Source organism: Phaeobacter sp. 11ANDIMAR09 (assembly GCF_001294455.1).
GTDB lineage: Bacteria > Pseudomonadota > Alphaproteobacteria > Rhodobacterales > Rhodobacteraceae > Pseudophaeobacter.
Window position 1 is genome coordinate 57,692 of record NZ_LIKT01000014.1, and the last position, 20,388, is coordinate 78,079.

General features: G+C 57.2%; 15 protein-coding genes and 1 tRNA gene. 12 read left to right on the top strand and 4 right to left on the bottom strand.

Features of this window, described 5'->3' with window-relative positions:
• Positions 1-31 precede the first annotated feature (31 nt).
• The 8 genes from AN476_RS13105 (at position 32) to AN476_RS13140 (ending at position 8,919) form a co-directional block, all read left to right on the top strand.
• Positions 32-574, top strand: coding sequence for a cold-shock protein (locus tag AN476_RS13105; RefSeq protein WP_054462042.1), 543 nt, complete (start codon positions 32-34; stop codon positions 572-574).
• A gap of 4 nt (positions 575-578) precedes the next feature.
• Positions 579-1,067 (top strand): DUF192 domain-containing protein, encoded by a 489-nt coding sequence (locus AN476_RS13110; protein WP_054462043.1) that lies wholly within the window; start codon positions 579-581, stop codon positions 1,065-1,067.
• A 44-nt stretch (positions 1,068-1,111) separates the two neighbouring features.
• Positions 1,112-1,188 (top strand) — tRNA-Pro (locus tag AN476_RS13115).
• A gap of 905 nt (positions 1,189-2,093) precedes the next feature.
• Complete coding sequence (locus AN476_RS13120; RefSeq protein WP_054462044.1) at positions 2,094-5,744, top strand: vitamin B12-dependent ribonucleotide reductase; 3,651 nt, start codon at positions 2,094-2,096, stop codon at positions 5,742-5,744.
• Between the two features lie 276 nt (positions 5,745-6,020).
• Positions 6,021-6,503: a MarR family winged helix-turn-helix transcriptional regulator gene (locus tag AN476_RS13125; RefSeq protein WP_054462045.1), complete on the top strand. Its 483-nt coding sequence runs from the start codon at positions 6,021-6,023 to the stop codon at positions 6,501-6,503.
• Complete coding sequence (locus AN476_RS13130) at positions 6,481-7,356, top strand: serine aminopeptidase domain-containing protein (RefSeq protein WP_054462046.1); 876 nt, start codon at positions 6,481-6,483, stop codon at positions 7,354-7,356. Before AN476_RS13125 ends, AN476_RS13130 begins: the two co-directional genes overlap by 23 nt.
• A 45-nt stretch (positions 7,357-7,401) precedes the next feature.
• The gene (locus AN476_RS13135; protein WP_054462047.1) at positions 7,402-8,160 is read left to right on the top strand and encodes an enoyl-CoA hydratase-related protein; all 759 of its coding nucleotides are present in this window, start codon (positions 7,402-7,404) and stop codon (positions 8,158-8,160) included.
• Between the two features lie 159 nt (positions 8,161-8,319).
• On the top strand, positions 8,320-8,919 hold the full coding sequence (locus AN476_RS13140; RefSeq protein ID WP_054462048.1) for a rhodanese-like domain-containing protein: 600 nt from the start codon (positions 8,320-8,322) through the stop codon (positions 8,917-8,919).
• Between the two features lie 126 nt (positions 8,920-9,045).
• On the opposite strand, the gene AN476_RS13145 is transcribed toward AN476_RS13140, so the two are convergent.
• The 3 genes from AN476_RS13145 to AN476_RS13155 form a co-directional block, all read right to left on the bottom strand.
• Positions 9,046-9,411 carry a CZB domain-containing protein gene (locus AN476_RS13145; protein ID WP_054462049.1) on the bottom strand — a complete coding sequence of 122 codons (366 nt, stop codon included), beginning with the start codon at positions 9,409-9,411 and terminating at the stop codon, positions 9,046-9,048.
• Positions 9,412-9,625: 214 nt separating this feature from the next.
• Entirely contained in the window at positions 9,626-11,668 is a 2,043-nt protein-coding gene (locus AN476_RS13150) for an ASKHA domain-containing protein (protein WP_054462050.1), read from the bottom strand.
• A gap of 173 nt (positions 11,669-11,841) precedes the next feature.
• Positions 11,842-13,044 carry a CaiB/BaiF CoA-transferase family protein gene (locus AN476_RS13155; protein ID WP_054462051.1) on the bottom strand — a complete coding sequence of 401 codons (1,203 nt, stop codon included), beginning with the start codon at positions 13,042-13,044 and terminating at the stop codon, positions 11,842-11,844.
• A gap of 208 nt (positions 13,045-13,252) precedes the next feature.
• Here AN476_RS13155 and guaB point away from each other — a divergent pair, with 208 nt between their 5' ends.
• The 3 genes from guaB to AN476_RS13170 all read left to right on the top strand — a co-directional run bounded on the left by guaB (position 13,253) and on the right by AN476_RS13170 (position 18,332).
• On the top strand, positions 13,253-14,701 hold the full coding sequence (guaB, locus tag AN476_RS13160) for an IMP dehydrogenase (RefSeq protein WP_054462052.1): 1,449 nt from the start codon (positions 13,253-13,255) through the stop codon (positions 14,699-14,701).
• Positions 14,702-14,749: 48 nt separating this feature from the next.
• Positions 14,750-15,919: an RsmB/NOP family class I SAM-dependent RNA methyltransferase gene (locus tag AN476_RS13165; protein ID WP_054462053.1), complete on the top strand. Its 1,170-nt coding sequence runs from the start codon at positions 14,750-14,752 to the stop codon at positions 15,917-15,919.
• A 100-nt stretch (positions 15,920-16,019) separates the two neighbouring features.
• A complete protein-coding gene (locus AN476_RS13170; protein ID WP_054462054.1) occupies positions 16,020-18,332 on the top strand; it encodes a PAS domain-containing hybrid sensor histidine kinase/response regulator in 2,313 nt (770 codons plus the stop codon).
• A 52-nt stretch (positions 18,333-18,384) separates the two neighbouring features.
• Here AN476_RS13170 and AN476_RS13175 read toward each other — a convergent pair whose 3' ends face one another.
• The gene (locus AN476_RS13175; protein WP_054462055.1) at positions 18,385-18,978 is read right to left on the bottom strand and encodes a hypothetical protein; all 594 of its coding nucleotides are present in this window, start codon (positions 18,976-18,978) and stop codon (positions 18,385-18,387) included.
• A 192-nt stretch (positions 18,979-19,170) separates the two neighbouring features.
• Here AN476_RS13175 and recA point away from each other — a divergent pair, with 192 nt between their 5' ends.
• The gene (gene recA, locus AN476_RS13180; protein WP_054462056.1) at positions 19,171-20,235 is read left to right on the top strand and encodes a recombinase RecA; all 1,065 of its coding nucleotides are present in this window, start codon (positions 19,171-19,173) and stop codon (positions 20,233-20,235) included.
• Positions 20,236-20,388 lie beyond the last annotated feature (153 nt).

Below are 20,388 nucleotides of genomic sequence, written 5' to 3' on the forward strand. Positions count from 1 at the left end.
GAAAATGAAAAAGACGCAGTGGATGAGATAAGTGGCAGAAGATCTGAGCAGCCTGCAGCAAATCCAAGGCCTTGTTAAGTGGTTTGATCCCTCCAAGGGATTTGGTTTTGTTGTGTCCGATTTGGGCGGCCCTGACATTTTGTTGCACGTGAATGTACTCCGTAACTTTGGACAGAGTTCGGTTGCGGACGGCACCCGTGTCGAAATCGTAACTCATCGGACTGACCGAGGTGTGCAAGCGGTCGAAGTTTTGGCGATACATCCGCCAGAGCGGGAGGAAACTCCGGTTCTGAGCGATTTTGCCGATTTTGACCGGTCCGACCTGGAATCCAAACCTCTGGTGCCAGCGCGGGTCAAATGGTTCAACAAGGGCAAGGGGTTTGGCTTTGCCAATATCTTTGGTCGCAGCGAAGATGTTTTCCTGCATGTTGAAGTCCTGCGCCAATCCGGCCTGGCAGATCTGCAACCCGGCGAGGCGCTGGCGCTGCGGGTGATTGATGGCAAACGTGGTCAGATGGCCGCCGAGGTTCAAGCCTGGGAAGCCGCTCTGGTTGATAGCGATCAGGACAATTGATCGGATGCGGCGGTTGAGAGCCTCTCTCGTCGCTCCGGCCTTGGCCCTGCTTTTTGGCCTGGGCCTCTCCTCTCCAACACTCGCCGCTGACTGTCGCTCGGATCGGGTCGACTTGCGCGGCCACTGGGGGCAGACCTCTTTTTCTGTTGAAATCGCAGATGATGAAGCGGAGCGGGCGCAGGGCTTGATGTTCCGCGAAAGTCTGGCGCGCGGCGCTGGCATGCTCTTTGTCTATCCCGAACCGCAGACAGCGGCCTTTTGGATGAAGAACACCCTCATTCCACTCGATATTATCTTTTTGGACCAAACCGGCCGCGTCATCCAGATCCAGGCGAATGCGATTCCCGGGGATCTGACACCGCTTCCGGGTGGGGATAATGTTTTTGCCGTGCTCGAAATCAATGGCGGTCTGGCCGCGCGATATGGAATTTCGATTGGTTCCGAGATGCGCCATAAAATTTTTTCAAAAACATCTCCGATTTGGCCATGTTAGGGGTTTTCAAATCAAACCACTGGCGTTAGGAACAGCGCACGGTCCGGGGCGTGGCGCAGTCTGGTAGCGCACCTGTTTTGGGTACAGGGGGTCGTGAGTTCGAATCTCGCCGCCCCGACCACAATCACCTGAAAGCATTAGGCTTTTCGGTGGTGAGCATAAGAGAAAACCCCTTTGGGTTTGACCTAAAACGGGCAGTTCACACTTGGGTGTGACTGCCCGTTTTCTTTTTCACATCCTCGTATTGAACCGCGAAGGACGTGGCTTGGATGCCCTATTGTGCGGGCGCAGCCGCGGGAGCGCTTCGGTCAGTGTCTTGGTTCAACATGTCGGGTTTGGTCGCCGGTCTCGGGGTGGAATCACAGGTCGATTAGCCCGGGCCAGAGGCTGACGGCAGATTGCACATTAACCATTCCTTAAGGGGTTGACGCCGAGGCGCGGCAATAGGTTTCCAAAGCGTTAAATTTTAGCGGTTCAATTTTGTGCAGGTCGCCTCGGAACCCATGCAAGGATGCCACAGCGATTGGTAGGGCGTCACGTCACCTTGCCAGGCTGTAGCGGCGCTCGATTATCGGGCGATCTCAATGTTCCGATCAGGGGGACTTTGAACTTCGAGAGGCAAGTCATTGCTGTTACCGGGATTTTCGTACTCGACAGTTCTGTCACTTATGGTGCGAGAAAAAGCGCAGTCCTGTGGGTGAATCACTCAAGTCTGCAAACCCCGCGTTTTGGGGAAAAGGGTCAACAGCAAAGATGGTTCAAAAATGGTAAAATATCCGTTGACCCTCTTGGGCGATATACGTCAAATTGTGGGCACTCCTGATGGTGCTACTAGATCTAGTTGGATTTTTGGCGACATGAGGAGGGGGAAACACAAGATAAATCCGAAAAAATGGCCGGCGAAGGCCTTGGAGAGCAGGCCCTTATACAGGCGTGCCGGTACTATTTTGCTTTCCTTCTGGAAGGGCCACAGCTGCTGTGGCGGCAACAAAGCAACGAGACAGTCAACATCTCAAGGGGCAGAGAATGAAGATCGAGCGCAAGTTTACCAAGGCAGGGCAGGACGCCTATAGAAGTCTGGATTTCATTTCGGCCACCTCCGAAATTCGCAACCCGGATGGCACAATTGTTTTCCGTCTGGAAAACATCGAAGTGCCCTCCAGCTGGAGCCAGGTGGCCAGCGATGTCATTGCGCAGAAGTATTTTCGAAAAGCTGGCGTTCCCGAGCGTTTGAAAAAGGTGAAGGAAGAGGGCGTTCCAGAATTCCTTTGGCGCTCGGTACCGGATGGTAAGGATGTCGCCACCTCTGGCGAAACCTCCTCTAAGCAGGTGTTTGATCGTCTTGCCGGCGCCTGGACCTATTGGGGCTGGAAGGGCGGCTATTTCACATGCGAGGAAGATGCGCGCTCTTACTTTGACGAGATGCGCTATATGCTGGCCTCTCAGCGGGCAGCGCCCAACAGCCCGCAGTGGTTCAACACTGGCCTGCATTGGGCCTATGGCATTGATGGTCCAGCCCAGGGGCATCACTATGTCGACTACAAGACCGGTAAACTGACAAAATCCACCAGCTCTTACGAGCACCCGCAGCCCCATGCCTGTTTCATTCAGTCCGTTGCGGATGATCTGGTGAATGAGGGCGGCATTATGGACCTATGGGTCCGTGAGGCGCGCTTGTTTAAATATGGGTCTGGAACGGGCACCAATTTCAGCCATCTGCGCGGTGAGGGCGAAGCCCTGTCCGGCGGCGGTAAATCCTCTGGTCTGATGGGTTTTCTCAAGATCGGTGACCGGGCGGCTGGCGCGATCAAATCCGGGGGCACCACCCGCCGCGCGGCCAAGATGGTCATTGTGGATGCGGATCACCCTGATATCGAAGACTTCATCCAATGGAAGGTCATCGAAGAGCAGAAAGTTGCCGCCATTGTTGCGGGCTCCAAGATGCACGAAAAGATGCTCAACAGCATCTTTGCCGCGATCCGCTCCTGGGATGGTGCCGCAGAGGACGCCTATGAGCCTGGTATCAACCCGGCGCTGAAAAAGGCGGTGCGCGAGGCCAAGAAGGTCGCGATCCCCGAAACCTATATCAAGCGGGTGCTGGACTATGCCAAACAGGGCTATGACAGCATTGAGTTCCCGACCTATGACACGGATTGGGATTCCGAGGCCTATAGCTCTGTCTCGGGTCAGAACTCCAACAACTCGATCCGGGTCACCAATGCCTTCCTGCATGCGGTGAAAAAGGATGCCGACTGGCAGCTGATCAACCGCACCGATGGCAAGGTTGCCAAAACCGTCAAGGCGCGGGATCTGTGGGAAAAGGTCGGCCATGCTGCCTGGGCCTGTGCCGATCCCGGCATTCAGTTTCACGACACCGTGAATGAATGGCACACCTGCCCGAATGATGGCGAGATCCGGGGCTCAAACCCCTGTTCTGAATACATGTTCCTGGATGACACCGCCTGTAACCTGGCCTCGCTGAATCTGCTGACCTTTTATAAGGATGGCAAGTTCCAGGCTGAAGACTACATGCATGCCTGCCGTCTGTGGACTGTGACGCTCGAAATTTCGGTCACCATGGCGCAGTTCCCCTCGAAAGAGATTGCGCAGCGCTCTTATGACTTCCGCACCCTGGGCCTGGGCTATGCCAATATCGGCGGCCTGCTGATGAATATGGGTTATGGCTATGACAGCGACGAGGGACGGGCGCTTTGTGGGTCGCTGACTGCGCTGATGACTGGCGTTGCCTATGCCACCTCGGCCGAGATGGCCTCGGAGCTGGGGGCTTTCGCCGGCTATGCGCGCAACTCTGATGCCATGCTCAAGGTCATTCGCAACCACCGCAATGCCGCCATGGGCAAGGCCACCGGATATGAGGGCCTGTCGGTTCCTCCGGTTCCTCTGGACATTTCCGGCTGCCCGGATGCGCGGCTGGCCGATCTGGCAATGGGCGCCTGGGACGAAGCACTGGAGTTGGGCGAAAAACACGGCTATCGCAACGCACAAACCACGGTGATCGCGCCCACCGGCACCATTGGCCTGGTGATGGACTGCGATACCACCGGGATCGAGCCTGACTTTGCTCTGGTGAAGTTCAAGAAACTGGCCGGGGGTGGGTATTTCAAGATCATCAACCGTTCGGTGCCTTCCGCACTCGAAGGCTTGGGCTACAGCTCCTCGCAGATCGAAGAGATCGTCTCATATGCGGTGGGTCATGCAAGCCTTGGCAATGCGCCCGGTATCAACCACACCTCGCTGACCGGTCATGGCTTTGGACCAAATGAGCTCTCCAAGATCGACAACGCTTTGGAATCAGCCTTTGATATTCGCTTTGTCTTCAACCAGTGGACCCTGGGTGAGGATTTCTGCACCGGCGTCCTGGGCATCCCGGCGAAAAAGCTGAACGATCCCACCTTTGATCTGCTGCGCCACCTGGGCTTTGGCAAAGCGGATATCGATGCGGCCAATGACCACGTCTGCGGCACTATGACCCTGGAGGGTGCGCCGCATCTGAAGGAAGAGCACTATCAGATCTTTGACTGTGCCAACCCCTGCGGCAAGAAAGGCAAACGCTACCTTGGCGTCGAGAGCCATATCCGCATGATGGCTGCCGCGCAGAGCTTTATCTCAGGCGCGATCTCCAAGACCATCAATATGCCCAATGATGCGGCCATTGAAGAGTGCCAAAAAGCCTATGAGCTCAGCTGGTCCTTGGGCGTCAAGGCCAACGCGCTCTACCGCGATGGCTCCAAGTTGAGCCAGCCTCTGGCCGCTGCATTGGTTGAGGATGACGACGAGGCGGCCGAAGTGCTGGAAACTGGCAACGTCCAGGAGAAAGCCGTTGTTCTCGCAGAGAAAATTGTTGAGAAGATCGTCGTTAAGGAAGTGGTGAAATCCCACCGCACCAAGATGCCTCATCGCCGCAAAGGCTATACCCAGAAGGCGGTTGTGGGCGGTCACAAGGTCTATCTGCGTACTGGCGAATATGAGAGCGGCACCCTGGGTGAGATCTTCATCGACATGCACAAAGAGGGTGCGGGTTTCCGGGCGATGATGAACAACTTTGCCATCGCCGTGTCGGTTGGTCTGCAATATGGTGTGCCGCTGGAAGAGTTTGTTGATGCCTTCACCTTTACCAAGTTTGAGCCCGCCGGCATGGTACAAGGCAATGACTCGATCAAGAATGCCACTTCGGTGCTGGATTATGTCTTCCGTGAGTTGGCGGTCAGCTATCTGGACCGCACCGACCTGGCCCATGTGAAGCCCGAAGGCCCGGCCTTTGACGATATCGGCCGCGGCGAGGAGGAGGGGGTCTCGAACCTCTCTGAGATCAGCGAAAGCGCGGCGACCCGCTCGCTCGAAGTGCTCAAGCAGATTTCCTCGACAGGCTATCTGCGCAAACGTCTGCCACAGGATCTGGTGGTGCTGCAGGGTGGGCAGACCGGTGAGACCGGACTGTTGGATAGTGGAGCACCCGTGGCTGACCCGGTTTCGGACCTGCAATCCCTGGTACCAGAAACCTCTGTGGCCCCGGCCACCGGGATGGATGCCCGGACCAAGGCAAAGATGCAGGGCTATGAGGGGGAAGCCTGTGGGGAATGTGGGAACTACACCTTGGTGCGCAACGGCACCTGTATGAAGTGCAATACCTGCGGGGCCACCTCCGGCTGTTCCTGATCCCTTTACCAATTTAGGTCTTGAGGCGCCAAATCCCATGGGTTTGGCGCCTTTTCATGTCTCAAATTGGCGCCTTAATCCTTTGAAATAAACAGGAAAATCACCTCTGGGGCTCTCTCCTTTTTTTGAACTTTGGCTGCCCAAACCCAATTGAACTCCTCTCGATCTGCTTGAAGTCTAAGGTCAGTGACTTGGCGTCATGACCCTTGGTTAGGCGTTGCTTGCTGGAATTAGTCCATATACGAACCAATTAAACACATGTTTTGGAGTCACCTCTTGTCCGTCAGGCTGCGCGTTTTTCATCAATTGCAAGTTGCCCATAGTGCCCTGTTCCGCGCCGCTGACCGGCGCACTCGGCAGGCAGTGGGACTTACAACCAGCCAGTTTGCAGTGCTCTTTGTGTTGTCGCAATCCGATGGCCAGCCGATTTCAGAAATCGCCAAGCGTCTGGCCATGGGGAAATCCAGCCTGACGGGATTGGTTGACCGTATGGTGGAGCGTGGGTTGGTTGCCCGAATTGCTTCGCCCCGCGATGGCCGGGTCACCAATATCCATCTCGAGGAAAGCGGCGCGCAGATTTTGGCTCGTGCCAAGCAGGAAACCAAGCATTTCAATGCGGCCTTATTGGCGCCGTTTAGTGATCAGGAACAATTGGTTATTCAACGTTTTTTGACCCATCTGGTCGATCACGCCGATGAGATCATCAATCCAAGCACAGCTGAAACCGGAGGGTACAATGAAACATCCGACACGGCGTGAGCCGCTGAGTTTTGTCACCAGTGATGGGGTTAGGCTACAGGGGGACCTGACCACTTGTGACGCACCTAAACTGGCAGTGCTGATCTCCTCGGGGACCGGGTTCCCCCGTCAGTTCTATCACGCTGTCGCCGACTTCCTGGCCGAGCGCGGGGCGATTGTGCTGACCTATGACTATCGCGGTATTGCGGCGTCGCGTCAGGGGGATCTGGCAGGATCTGAAATCGAATATTCGGACTGGGGACGCTACGATATGGTTGCCGCGGTTGAACGCCTGGCCGAAGCCGCACCGGGCCTGCCAGTGACCCATCTGGCCCATAGCGTTGGCGGCCATTTTCTCGGTGTGATGTCCAATCATCAAGCCATTGACCGTCATGCCTTTATCTCGGTTGGGACAGGCTATTTCGGCGGGCACCATCTGAAAAACTGGCCGCTGGAACTCTACTTTTGGTGGGGTCTTGGAACCTATTCCTTGCTACGCTGGGGCTATATCAAACCGGTCGGTGGCTGGCAGGGCGAGGCATTGCCTCCCCGAGTGTTCAAAACCTGGCGGAAGTGGAGCAAACGGCGCAGCTATTTTACTTCGGACTATGACGGGCTGTTGAAACCGCAGCACTACGGTGATGTCACCTCCCCGATCCGGTCCTGGGTTTTCAAGGATGACCCAATCGCCACGCATCGGGCGGCACAGGATCTGCTGGATTGCTATCCCAATGCCGAAACTTCGCTGCAGATCAGAAGCCCCGCCGATTTTGGAGTGGGTCGAATTGGGCACGAAGGCGCCTTCCGTCCTGGCCGCGAGGCGCTCTGGGCGGAGTGCTGGGACTGGCTTTCACAAGACCTGGTAACTGTTTAGATTTGCTGAAAAGTTGCTGATAACTACAATATAAGGACTGCCACTATGAGCGATTCAATCACGCTTCAAACCCAAGGCCAGGTGACCATCCTCACCATTGATCGCCCGAAGAAGCGCAATGCCATCACCCAGGAGATGTATGGCGCTATGGCGGATGCGCTCAAGGCCTATGAGGTTACGGATGAGCAGCGCGCCTTTGTTATCACCGGGGCCGAGGACTACTTTACCGCCGGCAATGATCTTCAGGATTTCTCCATGGCCGATCACAGGGCTGATCTGCCGCCGGTGGCGCGCTTCCTCGAGGCGATCTCAACCTGCACAAAACCGGTTATCGCGGCGGTGAACGGCCCGGCGATTGGCATTGGGCTGACCATGTTGTTGCATTGTGATCTGGTTTATGCGGCAGACAGCGCGACCTTTACTGCTCCTTTTGTCAAACTTGCGCTGGTGCCAGAGGCGGCCTCGTCGATGTTGCTCTCGGCCTCAGTTGGCATGGCCGTGGCCAATGACATCTTGCTGGCAGGGCGTACCCTTACTGCGGGAGAGGCCCATGACTATGGATTGATCTCGCGGGTCTTTACCGATGCGGATCTGCAGGGCGGGGTGGCAGAAATCGCGGCCCATGTGGCGGCCTCTGCGCCCGAGGCCATCAAGTTCTCCAAATCGTTGATCCGCCATCAGCGTGATCAGGTTGCCGCGCAGATGCAGGCGGAGTCTGAATTGTTCATCGGGCAATTGAAGTCGCCGGAGTTTACTGAGGTCGTCTCAGCCATGATGCAAAAACGCACGCCTAAGTTCTCTTGAAGTAGAGGGTTGTTGCACTATTGCGGGGCAGAGGGGAGATGCCGCTCTGTCCTGCAGGTCAGCGGAACCAGAGGGACGCGGCGAATTCCCTCATATGCATGCATCAAAATATGTGATTGAACTCGTGGAACAGAATTCAGGCATATTTTGGGAGGTACCATGAAAACCCGCGCTTTGCTCGCATTGGCCCTTGTCGGTCTATTTTCGTCACAAGCTCTGGCAGAGGAGCTGAAAGTCAGGATCAATGGGGAGATCGCAAGTGTCACCGTTGAAACCTATGATGGCCCGGTTGAAATCATGCGCAATCAGGATACAGAGGCGACCATAGATCCGAGCTATGCCAGAACCTCGCGCAGCTGTCCGCCGTTTTGCGTCCAGCCCATGCAGGTCGCCCCGGGGGTGACCACTGTTGCTGAGCTCGAGCTGCTGAAGTTCATTGATCAGGGGGGCAAGCTTGTCGACAGCAGAACGGTCGAGTGGCATCTTAACGGCACCATCCCCAGCGCGATCAATATGCCCTACACCCAGATGGCCAGCCGCCTGGATGAGCTGGGCTGCAGCAAGGGCGACGGCAACTGGGACTGCTCGGCCGCACAGGAGGTTCTCTTGTTCTGCAATGGCCCCTGGTGTGGTCAGTCGCCGATGGCCATCAAGGCGATGCTGCGCGAAGGCTATCCGGCCGAGAAGATCTATTACTACCGCGGGGGGATGCAGGCCTGGCATGGCCTTGGTCTCACCGTCATCGAAGGTGAGATGTAAACAGGCTCAATTCTCGGCCTGTTGTAGAGGTCCGTTTCAGACAATTGACGGCGGGTCGGTTTTGGGAAAAAACGAACAGTCAGGCCAAGGTGCGGCCTGGCTGTTTTTTCTGGCGGTCAGGCGACCTCAGCCGCGCATTTTCCATTCCATCAGCGCGGAGGCAAGCGCTTTGCTGTTGGCGGTGTAGGCTGTGCCTTCCAACGCGGCCATGGCGATTGGGGTATTGCCTTTGGAAATATGCTCCGCGATTTTCCCCGCCTGTTTGTGGAAATCCGTATGAAGCGCCTTCACTTTGCTGAGGTGCTGGCGGTTTCGTTCATTTGGCTCAATCGTGTTCAGCCATTTACCAAACCGACATTTGTCATCGCGGCAAATGTCATCGACAGGCAGATTTTTTTCATTGTTGGTAGCGGCAGACCGCAAGCGGTGTTTCCACGCTCCATGGGCCTTGATGGCCTCGCTGATCTCATTGCGAAACGCGTCGTCGGACAAAATACACCTCATATGTGTTACTAGTGAAAGGTGGTTTTAGCTACCATGCGTTCGTTAAACAGAGGTTGCCCGCCCCTCAGAAAAATCTAATGATTGCTTGGATTTCCGGGTTTTTCGATCAAAGGGAGGGGGCGGATCTCTCCCTGAAAAACATGAGGATCAAAGAGATGTTTTGGAGCGGGCAATCCCGCCCCTTTGGAGGCCTTGTTTACGGTTAGCCCCGGCGGCGCCGACGGCGGCCGCCCGTCGCGGAATCTCCGCCACCTGTATTGAAATTCACCTCTGGCAGAGACAGGACAGAGGCCAGGATAGGGAAGGGCTCACTGGAATTGGGGATCGCAGAGGCATTGACAAAATGTTCCTGAAACCGGGGCTCCACGGCTGTTTCGATCTTCTCAATACGGCGCACGGTCTCCTCGATCTCATTCCGGGCCTCGGTGTTGAGCAGGGCGATGCGCGCCCCGGTGCCTGCGGCGTTGCCCGCGCTTGTCACCTTGTCGATGGGGCAATCGGGGATCATCCCCAGCACCATGGCGTGTTTGGCCGAGATATGCGCGCCAAAGGCCCCGGCAAGCACAACACGATCAACGGTGTCGACGCCGAACTTGTCCATCAGCAGTCGCGCGCCGGAGTACAGCGCCGCCTTGGCCATTTGGATGGCGCGAATATCAGGGTTGGTGATGGTGATCTTTGGGCCGCCCTCGGCAGAGCCATCCCAGACCAGATAGGCATTGGTGCGCCCGTCCTGAATACAGCGGGAGGTTCCGGTCTGTTCGGCAGAGCCAATCAGACCAGAGGCGTCCAAAACCCCGGCCATACGCATTTCGGCGATGGCTTCGATAATGCCCGATCCACAGATTCCGGTGATGCCGGTGGTGGCAATGGCTGTGTCAAAGCCCTCTTCATCAGACCAGATATCGGAACCGATGACTCGGAACCGGGGTTCCTTGGTCTCTGGGTTGATTTCCAGCCGCTCGATGGCGCCGGGGGCAGCCCGTTGGCCACTAGAGATCTGCGCGCCCTCAAAGGCGGGACCGGTGGGGGAGGAGCAGGCCAGTACCTTGTTTTTGTCGCCCAACAGGATTTCGGCATTGGTGCCCACATCGACAACCAGGACCAGATCTTCGGATTTATCCGGGGCCTCGGACAGGGCAACGGCTGCGGCGTCAGCGCCGACATGGCCCGCGATACAGGGCAGCAGATAGACGCGGGCGGCCGGGTGGATATTGAGATCCAGTTCCGTTGCCCGCAAAGCCAGTGAATCCGAGGTGGCAAGCGCAAAGGGCGCCTGGCCCAGCTCAAAGGGGTCGATCCCGAGGAACAGGTGGTGCATCACCGGGTTGCAGACAAATACCGCGTCTACAATCAGGGCCTTGTCGATTTCGGCCTCAGCCGCGATCTGGGTGAATAGGGCATTCATCCCCTCACGCACCGCGCGGGTCATCTCCTGATCGCCGCCCTCATTCATCATCGAATATGAGACCCGGCTCATCAGATCTTCGCCAAAGCGGATCTGCGGGTTCATAATCCCAGAGGAGGCGATGACTTCGCCGCTTTGTAGATCACACAGATGCGCCGCGATGGTGGTCGAGCCCAGATCAACGGCCAGCCCGTAAACTGTACCCTCGTAGTAGCCGGGCCAGATATGCATGATCTTGGGCGGGTGGCTTTCATCGCCCAGATGCACCGCGACGGTAACTTTCCACTGGCCTTTGCGCAGGGCAGGCTGCAGGCATTGCAGAATGTGCAGATCGGTTTTGACGTCCTTGAGCTGCCACTGGTCGTCCAGCGCCTCAATCAAGCGTTCCATATCGCCTGATGGTTTGTGCATGTCGGGTTCTTCCACCTCGACATAGAAGAGGCGGGTCGAAGGATTCATGGTGATGTCGCGGACTTCGGCGCGTTTGCGCACCACCTGGCGGTGCACCTGGCTTTCTGGCGGGACGTCAATCACCACATCCCCCTGGATCTGCGCCTGGCAGCCCAGGCGGCGGCCATCAATCAACCCGCGCTTGTCCTTGTAGCGCTGCTCAACCTTGTTCCATTCAGTGAGAGCATCGTCGGAGACATTCACCCCGTGTTTGGAAAACTCGCCATAAGAGGGGGTGATCTGGCATTTCGAACAAATGCCGCGACCGCCGCAGACTGAGTCCAGATCAACGCCCAACTGGCGTGCGGCGGTCAGGACCGGGGTGCCGACTGGAAAATTCCCGCGCTTACCCGATGGCGTAAAGATGACGAGAGGATCGCTGCTCATTAAGGCACCCTTTGGATTCATATTTGGCTGCCCAGACCATAGGGCCTTGCCCGGCAAGACAAAAGTCAATGAGCGCCATTCTTTGTTCCACGGGCGTCATTTTCGCCCTAGCCCCTGTTGACTGGACCAAACAGGGGCCAGGACGAGTATCGGCGAAAAAGCTAAAGGCGAGATTACGCAGGGGACACTTTGTCGAGCCAGTCCAGAATAGCCTGTCGGTTGCCATCCAGGCGCGGCGCGGGGCCGCGAGTTTTGGGATCCTTTAGACCCGACAGCTTGATGGGGTTGCCCGCCGCCACATAGGCGGGGGTGCCATCTTCGTCCAGAACATCAACCACCATGTTGCGCGCCAGAATTTGCGGATCCTTCAGCACCTGGGCGACATCCTGGATCGGACCGGTTGGAATGCCCGCCTCGGTCAGGCGCGAAATCCAGAATGCACTGGGCCGGTCAATGGTCACGGCTTCGATCAAGCGTTTCAAAAGGCGCGCATTTTCACATCTGGCCGGATTGGTGGCAAAGCGTTTGTCCTGGGCCAGGGGCAGTTCCAAGGCGGCGCAAAGGCGGGCGAAGAGCGCGTCATTGCCTGCGGCAATTACAAACAAGCCATCTTCGGCGTGAAAGGTCTCAAACGGGGTGATCGACGGATGGCGGGCGCCAGAGGGACGCGGGGCTTCGCCGGTGATCGAGGTGATGGCAATGGCATGTTCCAGCAGCGCCAGTTGACTGTCGAGCATGGCGATATCGACCTTTTGCCCGATGCCGGTCTTTTGCACCTGGAGCAGCGCTGCAATCACACCCTGCGCCAGGAACATGCCGGCCGCAATGTCCCCGATCGAGGCACCAACACGCACTGGATCCCGGCCACGCTCGCCGGTGATCGACATGACGCCACCGCGGGCCTGAACCACCATGTCGTAGGCCGGGCGTTGCGAGTCCGGGCCAGAGTGGCCAAACCCAGAGACAGCTCCATAAATCAACCTGGGGAAGCGCGCGTGCAGATCTTCCCAGCCAAAGCCCAAGCGTTCCATCACGCCGGGTCGGTAATTTTCCAGAACCACATCTGCTTGAGTGAGAAGTCTATTAAAAACAATACTATCATCGGTGGACTTCAAGTCCAGGGCGATGCTTTCCTTGCCGTGGTTGATGGTGGCGAAATAGGCACTGTGCTTGCCTTTGAACGGTGGGAAGGAACGGGTGTCATCGCCGTTGCCGGGGCGCTCCACCTTGATCACGCGGGCGCCCAGATCCGCCAGGGTCATCGAGGCATATGGCCCGGCCAGAACATGGGTCAGGTCGATGATGGTGACCCCGGCAAGCGGCCCTGTGGTGCTTTTGCCCTGTAGGGCCGACGAGGGGAGATCTGGCGCTGACATCGGGCGCTCCTGTGGTTCTGTTCGCATCTGCCGCAGACATAGCGACTTTCTGTGAAACAACTTTGACGTAGATCAGCCTGCAGTGAAGGATGGGGAAACAGCCGTTGCAAATGCTGCGCCGCAGGATTTCTTGGCCTGCGCCCTTTTCTATCCCAGACATCTGTGCAATAGGGTCACCGTCAAACGGGGTTTTGCATAGGGGTAGCAAATGCAGATTCGTGAGGCACTCACCTTTGATGATGTTCTACTGGTTCCAGGCGCGTCCGACGTCCTGCCCAGCACAGCGGATACGCGCACGCGTGTCACGCAGCATATTGATCTGAATATTCCGCTGATGAGCTCGGCCATGGACACGGTGACAGAGGCCCGGATGGCGATTGCCATGGCCCAGGCTGGCGGTATGGGCGTTATTCACAAGAACCTCGACGCAGATGAACAGGCCAAACAGGTGCGCCGGGTCAAGCGTTTTGAAAGCGGCATTGTCTACAACCCGATCACTCTGTTGGCCAGCCAGACCCTGGCAGATGCCAAGGCGCTGCAGGAGCGCTATCGTGTCACCGGCTTTCCGGTGGTGGACGAAGCCGGTCGGGTGGTAGGTATCGTGACCAACCGCGATATGCGGTTTGCCAATGATGACGACACGCCTGTATCAGTCATGATGACTTCCGATAATCTGGCGATGCTGCAAGAGCCCGCCGATCTGGACGAAGCCAAATCCATGATGCGCGCCCGCCGAATTGAAAAGCTGCTGGTCACCGATGGCTCGGGCAAGCTGACCGGACTGTTGACCCTGAAAGACACCGAACAGGCCGTTTTGAACCCGACCGCCTGCAAGGATGAGCTGGGCCGCCTGCGGGTTGCAGCTGCCAGCTCGGTTGGCGACAGCGGTTTTGCCCGCTCCGAACAGCTGATTGATGCCGGGGTTGATATTGTGGTGGTGGATACTGCCCATGGTCATTCCGCAGGCGTGCTCGAGGCCGTCAAACGGATCAAGGCGCAATACCCTAATGTGCAGGTCATCGCGGGCAATGTGGCCACAGGCGCTGCCACATCGGCGCTGATCGACGCGGGTGCGGATGCCATCAAGGTTGGCATTGGGCCAGGTTCGATCTGTACCACGCGAATGGTCGCTGGCGTGGGGGTTCCCCAGCTGACAGCGATCATGGATTGCGCCGCAGCTGCGGGCGACACGCCTGTGATTGCCGATGGTGGCATCAAATTCTCTGGCGACTTTGCCAAGGCGATTGCCGCCGGTGCCTCCTGCGCCATGGTTGGTTCGATGATCGCCGGCACCGACGAAAGCCCCGGCGAGGTGATCCTTTATCAGGGCCGCTCGTTTAAATCCTACCGGGGTATGGGCTCGCTTGGTGCCATGGCGCGCGGCTCTGCCGATCGCTACTTCCAGAAAGATGCCGCCAGCGACAAACTGGTGCCCGAAGGCATCGAAGGTCAGGTGCCCTATAAAGGCAGCGCCAATGCAGTGATCCACCAGCTGGTGGGCGGCTTGCGGGCGGCTATGGGCTATACCGGCAGCGCTACGGTCGAGGCGATGCGCAAGGACTGCTCTTTCGTACGCATCACCGGCGCGGGCCTGAAAGAAAGCCATGTGCACGACGTGCAAATCACCCGTGAAAGCCCGAATTACCGTATCGGCTAACTAGATTGGAAAGATGACGATGACCCTTTGTAGCTTTGGAGCCCGGGCATGACCCCGGCTGCCCGCCAGCAGGCGGCCATCGAAATCCTTGATCTTATCCTTGATGGGGAAGCGGCTGAAAAGGCGTTGACCTCTTGGGGTCGGCGCAATCGCTATGCCGGCTCCAAAGATCGCGCTGCGGTGCGCGATCATGTCTTTACCGCCCTGCGCTGTCGCCGCTCCTTTGCGGTGCTGGGCGGGGCGCAGACCGGGCGTGGCCTGGTGCTGGGCGCGTTGCGGGCCGCGGGAAGTGATCCCGAGACCGTGTTTAGTGGTCAGGGCTATGGCCCGAGCCCCTTGACGGAGGCCGAAAGAGCTGCCCCGGCCGATTTTGCCTCGGATGCTGAGCGTCTGGATATCCCTGATTGGGTCTGGCCCTCGTTCAACGATAGCCTCGGCGAAGCAGCAGAAGCCGCAGGGGTTGCCCTTCAGTCCCGCGCGCCTGTGCACCTGCGGGTGAATCTTCTGCGCAGCAATCGCGCTGACGCAATCGAGGCGCTGGCGGAGGAAGGCATTCTCTGTGAGCCACATCCAGCCAGTGAAACCGCCCTGGAAGTGACCCAAGGCGGACGCAAAATCCGAAACAGTGATTGTTTTGCCGATGGGCTGGTTGAATTGCAGGATGCTGCCAGTCAGGCCGTTGTTGACCAGCTGCCATTGCAAGACGGTATGCGTGTGCTGGATTTTTGTGCTGGTGGCGGCGGCAAAAGCCTCGCCATGGCGGCGCAGGCTAAAATTGATCTCTTTGCCCATGATGCCAATGCCAGCCGGATGAACGACCTGCCGCTGCGGGCGCAGCGGGCAGGGGCCGACATCACCTGTCTGTCAGAGGATGAGCTGGAGAGCGCGGCGGCTTTTGATCTGGTGCTCTGTGACGTGCCCTGTTCCGGATCGGGTTCCTGGCGCCGCGCGCCGGAGGGTAAATGGCGCCTGACCCGCGAAATGCTCGATGAAATCCGCCTGTCACAGCGTCAAATCCTCGTGGATGCCGCCACATTGGTGCGCCAGGGGGGCCATCTGGCCTATGCAACCTGCTCGATGCTGGACGAAGAGAACAGCGTTCAAATTCAAGAGTTTCTTGGCCAGAATACAGGGTGGAAGCAGGAAACCCAAGCCACCTGGCAGGTGCAGGATGGGACCGATGGATTTTTTGTCACCGTGTTGACGCATATCGGCTAGGGTTGTTAGGTAATTCGTCAGGAAATCTACATTTTCCTTAACGTGGCCTTAAGCTTTTCACCGCGTTATGGCTGCTACCAATCCTGAAGATGGAGCCGAAATGTCCGGTCGCCAAAATTCTGCCGTGCCTGCGCTACGGATCTATCACCCAGAACATCTTCGACTGGGAGCAACCTTGCTGTTGTCCGTCGGGTTGATGGTGGTGCCCAATTTTTTGGCCTTGCCGGACTGGATTATGCGCGGACTGCTTGCGGTTGGTCTGACACTGCTGGCGGTGGCTTTGTTGATGCTGTTTCAGGCGCGATTGCGGTTTAATGCTCGAGCCATGGCGGTTGAGCTGCTCACGGGGTTCATCGAAAAAGATGCAACCCCCAGCTTTGTGACCGATGATGACGGAACAATTCATGCCTGCAATCAGGCAGCGCAGAACCGGTTTCAGGACAATAATCGGGAGACCCTGGCCGGAACCCTTCGATCGGTGCTGGCCAACCCTTCGGCGGTTTTGTTCCGGCTACAAAGCCGCGCAAGGTTTGAAGGCTCTGCCCGCGAGGATATTGTGACCCGTCGCGGCCATGTTCGTCTTGCGGTGCACCAGATGCATGGTGGCAGCTTTCTGTGGCGGGTCGAGGATATTGCCGAACGCCAGTCCGGGCGGGGGGCGGAATCGGTGCCGATCCCAATGATTACCGTTGGGCGCACCGGCGCGGTCCTTTTCATGAACGAGGCCGCACGTAAACTGGTTGGTGAGCGCATCAAATCCACGGATCGTTTGTTTATGTCCCTGCCAGTGGGCAGCGGCGAGGTGAACACCATCAGCACCAAAAATGGCCCGGTTGATGTCTTTGTGACGGAACTGAACCGCACTCAGGGCCGCAGTGAGCTCTACCTGATGGAAGTGAATGGCGCCGAGCTGCAAAGCCAACAGACCAGTTTTGAACATATGCCGGTTCCCTTTATCAAACTGGCGCCTTCGGGCGATGTTCTGTCGCTCAACAAGATGGCGATGAGCATGCTGGGCGTAGAGAGCCGCGACAACCTGAAATTGGCGCAACTGATGGAAGGCCTGGGGCGGCCAATGTCGGATTGGCTGCGCGATACGGCCGATGGACTGGCCTCGAACAAATCCGAATTCCTGCGGCTGTCGCGGCCTGACAAAGAGGTCTTTGTTCAAGTGACGCTGACCCGCGCCGTGGAAGAGGGGAAAACGATCCTGATTGCGGTTCTGAATGATGCGACCGAACTCAAGACCCTGGAAGCGCAATTCGTGCAGAGCCAGAAAATGCAGGCGATTGGGCAGCTCGCCGGGGGTGTTGCCCATGACTTCAACAATCTTTTGACGGCAATTTCAGGCCATTGTGACCTGTTGCTGCTGCGCCATGATCAGGGTGATCAGGACTATGGGGATCTGATCCAGATCCATGAAAACGCCAATCGTGCGGCCTCCTTGGTGAGCCAGCTCCTGGCCTTTTCTCGCAAGCAGACGCTGCAGCCCGAGGTCTTGGATGTTCGCGACACCCTGTCGGATCTAACCCATCTTCTGAACCGGCTGGTGGGTGAAAAAGTTACTCTGACGCTCAGCCATGATCCGGTGATGCGTCCGATCCGGGCCGACAAACGCCAGCTGGAGCAGGTGTTGATGAACCTGGTGGTGAACGCGCGGGACGCCATGGCCAACGGAGGCGAGATCCGCGTCCGCACCGAGGCCATCACGCTAGACAAGCCGCTAAAACGGGATCGGGCCGTGGTGCCCCAGGGCAATTGGATCACTGTTAAGGTTAGCGACGTAGGTGTTGGTATTTCGCCTGACAAGTTGCAAAAAGTGTTTGAGCCCTTTTACACAACCAAACGAACCGGCGAGGGCACAGGTCTGGGCCTATCGACAGCCTATGGGATTGTGAAACAAACCGGCGGTTTCATCTTTGTTGACTCGGTGCCAGATAAGGGCACGCAGTTTACCCTGTTCTTCCCGGTCTATCAGGAGGGGGATGAAGATCAGTCCGTGGTCGCGGAAGCCGAAGCGCCCAAGGCGGCCCCTGCGCCTCAGCATGGCGAAGGTGTGGTACTTTTGGTCGAGGATGAAGCGCCTGTTCGTGCCTTCGCCTCGCGGGCGCTGCGGATGCGGGGGTATACGGTTCTGGAAGCAGAATCCGCCGAAGACGCGCTGCGGACGCTGGAGGATCCGGGCCTGTCGGTGGATGTTTTTGTTACCGATGTGATCATGCCGGGAATGGATGGGCCGACTTGGGTGCGTGAGGCTTTGAAAACCCGCCCAGACACGCGCGTTGTCTTTGTCTCGGGCTATGCCGAAGGCGCCTTTGGTGAGTCCGAGCCGGATGTGCCCAATTCGGTCTTCCTGCCCAAACCCTTCTCATTGAACCAGTTGACTGAAACAGTGCACGCGCAGCTGCACTAGCGCGTCTGGCCCGAGCCAGGGGCCGGGCGCGCGGGTCTTTCGGCCAGAGCTGCTATGATATGCTGTCGTAGAGTGCAAATTCTTCCGGTTTTTTACGCCGATAGAGAGCCTCAACTTCAGGGCTCAACGACAGCTCCATCGCGGGGCTGACATTGCGTTTTTGCAAGCTGAGCGTCACATCTAGGCGCTTTTTCAGGAACTCCTGAAGGGTCTTTTGGTCCTCATAACGGAACAAATGGGTGACATGACAGCCGTTTTTCTGAGTTTCCAGAAACTTGGCCTGGCTGCCGACATTGGCATAACCCGGCTGCTGTCCTTTGCAGTAGTCTCGCACGAATTGATCAAAACTGATGCCATGGGTGGCGTTTGCCTTACCCTCCATAAAGGGGCGCTGGCGGAACCGATACCAGCTGCCAAGCCAGCTTATCGGTTCGCGCATGACAGCTGCCACCTCGAGTTCGACACCGCAGACGCGCTCATACATTGGGCGAATCCATCGGTTATAGCGGTACAAGGGCGCGTGTTTCAGTTCAGGCGGGTTGGTGATGGCCTGATCCGCGCGGGTTTGCAGAGCTTCCTGATAGGCTGATGTTCCGGTTTTTGGAACCGAAAGAAGAACCAGCCGCTCCTCGTAAAATACCAACATTAATCGCTCTAAACCCTTTGAAATATGGCAGTTGCAAGCAGTTTCCCTATCTTTATCATTTGGCTGCAGTTCTGAATAGGCGAAGTTTGTGTTTGCTTTGTTCTCTTTTTGGCCTCATAAGGAACAAGAGGTGAACACGGCAGGGATTGCCGCTCGCGCAGCTCTATGACACATAGAAGGGGACAGAGGACTATGGCGGATCTTTTGACCATGAAAAACAAAGTAAGCGGTGACAAGCAAAAGGCGCTCGATAGCGCACTTGCCCAGATCGAACGGCAATTCGGCAAAGGCTCCATCATGAAGTTGGGTGACGGCGCCATTCAGGAGATCGAGGCCAGCTCAACGGGCTCGCTTGGCCTGGATATTGCTTTGGGGATTGGTGGCCTGCCCATGGGGCGGATCATTGAGATCTACGGGCCGGAAAGCTCGGGTAAGACCACGTTGACCCTGCACTGTGCAGCGGAACAGCAGAAAAAGGGGGGTGTCTGTGCCTTTGTGGATGCGGAACATGCGCTGGATCCGCAATATGCGGCCAAACTGGGCGTTGACCTCGACGAATTGCTGATTTCGCAGCCCGACACTGGTGAACAGGCGTTGGAAATCACTGATACCCTGGTGCGATCCGGTGCGGTCAATATGGTTATCGTCGACTCGGTGGCGGCGCTGACGCCGAAATCCGAACTCGAAGGGGACATGGGCGATAGCAATGTTGGCGTTCAGGCCCGTTTGATGAGCCAGGCGATGCGTAAGCTCACCGGCTCGATCAGCCGTTCCAACTGCATGGTGATCTTTATCAACCAGATCCGGATGAAGATTGGCGTGATGTTTGGCTCGCCTGAAACCACGACTGGCGGGAACGCATTGAAATTCTACTCCTCGGTTCGTCTGGACATTCGCCGCATCGGTGCGGTCAAGGACCGCGATGAAATCGTCGGCAATGCTACCCGTGTGAAAGTGGTGAAAAACAAAGTTGCGCCGCCCTTCAAGCAGGTTGAATTCGACATCATGTATGGCGAAGGCATCTCTAAGATGGGCGAGTTGTTGGATCTGGGCGTTGCCGCTGGCGTCGTGAACAAATCCGGTTCTTGGTTCTCCTATGGGGATGAGCGGATCGGGCAGGGGCGTGAAAACGCCAAACAGTTCCTACGCGATCATCAATCTATTGCCTATGATATCGAGGACAAGATCCGCGCAGCGCATGGGCTGGAGTTTGATCGTCCGGATGGTGGCGATGAGGATGATATTCTCGAGGGCTAAACCTTCGGAAAATTTGATCAAAACGATCTTTCATGGGGGCGCAGCAAATGCTGCGTCCTTTTTACGTTCATTGGCGGGGTACGGGCTGTGGACAGGGACTGGTTGGGCGGATAAACCTCTCTCCAACCTTGAACATTGCCCGCAAAGGGACCC